Genomic DNA, 3,528 nt, shown 5'->3' on the forward strand with positions numbered 1-3,528 from the left:
CACGCCGCATCGAACGCCTCCGCGAACACCGGAAACACCCCATACAACTCCCGCCCCATCGCCACCCGCTGCGCCCCCTGCCCCGTGAACAGGAAGGCGACCTTGCCCCGTCGGGATTCGGGCGTCGTGATCGCGGTGTCGGGTGCGGGGGTGCCGTCGGCGAGGGCCCGGAGCTGTTCGCGGGGGTGGGTGTCGGCCGGGGCGACCAGGACGGCACGGTGCTCCAGCGCGCTGCGGGTCACCGCCAGCGAGTACGCCAGGTCGACCGGGGCGGCGTCCGGGCCGAGCCCCTCGATGTGCTCCAGCAGCCGCCGGGCCTGGGCCGCCAGAGCCTTGGGGGACTTGGCCGACAGCAACCACGGCAGACACGGCGGCACGACGGCACCCTCACCGGCGCCCTCCTCCTCGCCGGCGGCATCGATGGCGGGCTCGGGTGCCTGCTCCAGGATGACGTGCGCGTTCGTACCGCTCACGCCGAAGGCGGAGACGGCCGCGCGCCGGGGGCCGCCGTCGTCCTTGCGGGGCCAGTCGGTGGCCTCGGTCAGAAGGCGGACCGCACCCGAATCCCAGTCCACGAACGGGGTCGGCTCATCGATGTGCAGGGTGCGCGGCAGTACGCCGTGACGCATCGCCTGCACCATCTTGATGACTCCGCCGACCCCGGCCGCCGCGACGGTGTGTCCGATGTTGGACTTCAGGGAGCCGAGGTGGAGGGGGCGGCCGGCGGGGCGGTCCTGGCCGTAGGTGGCGATGAGGGCCTGCGCCTCGATGGGATCGCCCAGCCTCGTCCCGGTGCCGTGCGCCTCGACGGCGTCCACGTCGGCGGCGGTCAGACCCGCGTTGGCCAGGGCCTGCCGGATCACCCGCTCCTGCGCCGGACCATTGGGCGCCGTCAGCCCGTTGGACGCACCGTCCTGATTGACCGCCGAACCCCGGATCACCGCCAGCACCCGATGCCCGTTGCGCTCCGCGTCCGACAGACGCTCCACCAGCAACAGCCCCACACCCTCCGACCACGCGGTCCCGTCCGCCGCCGCCGAGAAGGACTTGATCCGCCCGTCCGGCGCCAGCCCGCGCTGCCGGGAGAAGTCGACGTAGCCGCCGGGGTCGCCGTTCACGGTGGCGCCGCCGGCCAGGGCCAGGTCGCACTCGCCGGTCCGCAGCGACTGCACCGCGAGGTGCAGCGCCACGAGGGAGGAGGAGCACGCGGTGTCGACCGACACCGCCGGGCCCTCGAACCCGAAGGTGTAGGCGATGCGTCCCGATGCCACGCTGCTCAGCTTGCCGGTCATCAGGTGGCCCTGGAGTTCCACGGGGGCGTCAAGGCCCAGGTAGCTCTCCTCCACCACGCCGACGAAGACACCGGTCGGGCTGCCCTTGAGCGGCGCGGGATCGATGCCCGCCTGTTCGAAGGTCTCCCACGCGGTCTCCAGGAGCACCCGCTGCTGGGGGTCCATCGCCAGCGCCTCGCGGGGCGAGATGCCGAAGAACTCCGCGTCGAACCGGGTCGCGCCGTCGAGGAAGCCGCCCTCCCTGACGTAGGACGTGCCCGGTGTGCCGGGCTCCGGATCGTACAGTCCCTCGATGTCCCAGCCGCGGTCCGTGGGCCAGGGCGAGATGGCGTCGGTCTCGTCGGCCACCAGCCGCCACAGGTCCCCGGGGGAGGCGACCCCGCCCGGGTAGCGGCAGGCCATGCCCACGATCGCGATCGGTTCGGTGGTGCTCGCTTCCAGCTCGGCCAGCTTCCGGCGGGTCTTCTGAAGATCGGCAGTCACCCATTTGAGGTACTCGACGAGCTTCTCTTCCTTGTCTGGGTCAGCCATGGGACACCCACATCTCCTCGGAACCGAATAGGTGTGACTGGTCAGCCGGACGTACGGCCGAGTTCGTTGTCGATCAGGTCGAAGATCTCGTCCGCCGAGGCGGACTCGATCTGTGCGGGCCGCCGGTCCGCCGCCTGCGGCCGGGGGATGTGCAGCCGGGACAGCAGGGACTGCAGCCGTTCCGCCACGGCGGCGTGGTCGTCGCTCTCCGGCGGGATCGAGCCCAGGGCGGCTTCCAGCCGGTCGAGTTCCAGGGCGACGGTCGTCTCCCGCGCCCCCGGGGCGAGTTGCGCGAGCATGTGGGTGGTCAGCGCACCCGGTGTCGGATGGTCGAAGACCGCCGTGGCGGCCAGGCCGAGTCCGGTGGCGCGGCGGAGCCGGTTGCGCAGGTCGACGGCCGTCAGGGAGTCGAAGCCCAGTTCCTGGAAGGGGCGTTCCTCGTCGATGGCAGCGGGGTCGGTGTGGCCGAGGACCGCCGCCATCGTGTCGCGCACCACCTCGGAGACGAGGTCGTACCGCTGGGTCTCGCTCAGCCCGGCCAGCCGGTCCGCGAGCGTGCGCTCCGGCTGGGCCGGTGTCCCGGCGCGGCGCCGCGCGGGCGCCTTGACCGGTTCGCCGCCCGTCGCGGGCGCTGCGCTCCCGGCCCGGGTGAACAGCGGTTCGGGGAGGTCGCGGAACGTGACCGAGTCCACGGTGGCGACGAGTTCGCCGGCCGGATCGGTCAGCCGCAGCGCCGGCCCGCCGTCGCCGGTGTCGGTGCGCACCACCCGCGCCGCCGTGGCGCCGGCCGCGTGGAGGCGCACCCCACGCCACTCGGCCGCCACCGCGACATGGCCCGGGGCGGGGTCGTCCGGGGGAGTGCCGACGGCCGCGTCCAGCAGGACCGGGTGCAGTCCGAACGCGGCTGCCTCCGCGCGGAGTTCCTCGGGGAGTTCGATCTCGTGGGACGCGGCCTCGGTGGCCGGTGCGTCGGGTGCGGGGCCCGTCCCGAGGGTTCCCCCGGCGAGTTCCTCCCACGGGCCGTCCGGATGGCGGGCGAACAGGGTCACCGGGCGGTCGCCGTCCGCGTCGGCCGCGCCGACGGCGACCTGGACGTGGACGGTGCTCCCGGCGGGCACCACCAGGGGTGCGGTGACGGTGAGTTCCCGCAGTACGTCGCAGCCGAACTCGTCACCGGCGCGGATCGCCATCTCCACCAGGGCCGCGGTGGGCAGCACGGTGGTGTCGCCGGGCACGGGGCCGGCCGGCCACGGGACGCGCTCCGGTGACAGGGTGCCGTTGAACACCGCGCCGTCCTTCCGGGCCAGGGGCACGGCGACGCCCAGGAAGGGGTGGCCGGTCGGGTTCAGTCCCCACGCGCTCGCGTCGGCGGTGTCCCGCCCCGCGTCCAGCCAGTACCGCCGGTGCTGGAAGGCGTAGGTGGGCAGGCCGGTGCGGCGCGCACCGGTGCCGGCGAAGAAGGCCGGCCAGTCCACCGGTACGCCCAGGTCGTGCAGGTCGGTGACCGCCCGGACGACGGTCGCGCATTCGGGCTGGTCGCGCCGCAGCAGCGGCCGTACGAAGGGCGCGTCGTCCAGTGCCTCCTGGGCCAGCGCGGTGAGCACTCCGTCGGGGCCGATCTCTACGAAGGCCGTGACGTTGCGCTCGGCCAGCACGGAGACGGCATCGGCGAAACGCACCGTGCCACGGATCTGCTCCGCCCAAT

General features: G+C 73.6%; 2 protein-coding genes. Both read right to left on the reverse strand.

Features of this window, described 5'->3' with window-relative positions; translation table 11 throughout:
* On the reverse strand, positions 1 to 1,823 hold a 1,823-nt coding region (locus IH25_RS0136645; RefSeq protein WP_030621274.1), incomplete at its 3' end, for a type I polyketide synthase.
* Between the two features lie 41 nt (positions 1,824 to 1,864).
* Positions 1,865 to 3,528: phosphopantetheine-binding protein (locus IH25_RS0136650; RefSeq protein WP_030621276.1), on the reverse strand; the 1,664-nt coding region annotated here is incomplete at its 5' end.

The organism is Streptomyces achromogenes subsp. achromogenes (assembly GCF_000720835.1).
GTDB classification, from domain to species: domain Bacteria; phylum Actinomycetota; class Actinomycetes; order Streptomycetales; family Streptomycetaceae; genus Streptomyces; species Streptomyces achromogenes.